Genomic DNA, 1,123 nt, shown 5'->3' on the forward strand with positions numbered 1-1,123 from the left:
CGCATGCCCTTCTCGCTGCGGATCCGGGCACGTTCACGCCGTTGTGCGGCCAGCACATCGGGGTGTCGGGCATTGGCATTGCGCCAACGTAGATAGGTGTGAAGTGCCCGCGTCTGGACGGTGTGGTTGGGGTGGTTCGAGTTAGCCAGGGTGAATTGCCTCAGCGGCCCGAAATGCGCCTCGATCGGGTCGGCCCACGAGGCGTTGGTCGGGGTGAAGCACAGCTCGACCCGGTGTCTCTTCGCCCAGGCGCGGATCTGAGTGCCTTTGTGCGCGGAGAGGTTATCCATGATCACGTAGATGGGGTCGCCGTCCGGACGGGCCGCGCGGATCGATCTGAGCGCGGCCAGGGAGTTCACCGCGCCCTTGCGGCGCCGGTTGACACCCCACAATGTGTCGTCGCCGATGGAGTAACAGCCGTGGAAGTAGGTCACGCCGTGGGTGCGGCGATAGGTCGCCGGCACCCGATCCGGTCGGTTGTGCTTCGCCCAACAGGACCCGCCGGTCGGGCGGATACCCAGCGGCCCGAACTCGTCGAACGCGAAAACACGGTCGGGTAAATGCTCTAGGACGTGCTCGATACGGTCGAGCTTGGCGTCCCGGTCAGGGTCGGTGGACTCCTTCCAGGTTTTGGTCCGCTGGAAGGTGACACCGCGTCGGGCGAGCAGGCATCGCAGGGCCTCGCGCCCGATGCAGATCGTCCGGCCGTGGAGCTTGCGCAGGTAGGCGGCGAGTTTGCGGATCGACCAGCGGGTGAAGGGCTGGCCGAGCTTGGCCGGGCGGGTGGTGGCCGTCGCGACGACGAAGTCCTCGGCGTCAGGACTGAGCAGGCGGGGACGGCCTCCCGCCCAACGAGGGTCCAGGCAGGCCAGCCCGATCGCGTTGAAGCGGTGGATGACGTCTCGCACAGTGTCCTCGTCGGCCGCCACCAACTGGGCGATGACCGGCACCCGGTTGCCGCCGGCCGACGCCAGCAGCATCATCGCTCGCCGGTAGCGAACCGTGCTGGTGCTGCCCCGCCGAACGATCTGCTGCAGCCGCTGCCCCTCCTGGTCGGTCAGTCGGCGCACTTTGACCGGTCCCGTCACCACGCCTCCACACTCTGGATGGGATGTCAGCCCCC

1 protein-coding gene is annotated in these 1,123 nt (G+C 67.6%); it reads right to left on the minus strand.

Going from position 1 to position 1,123, the window contains the following annotated elements; translation table 11 throughout:
* Window positions 1-1,088, minus strand: a 1,088-nt coding sequence (locus NBG84_RS39715; protein ID WP_250924609.1) for an IS630 family transposase, incomplete at its 3' end; no start/stop codon positions are given.
* Window positions 1,089-1,123: the final 35 nt, after the last annotated feature.

The sequence above is a fragment of the Streptomyces albipurpureus genome, assembly GCF_023701525.1.
Classification (GTDB): domain Bacteria; phylum Actinomycetota; class Actinomycetes; order Streptomycetales; family Streptomycetaceae; genus Streptomyces; species Streptomyces albipurpureus.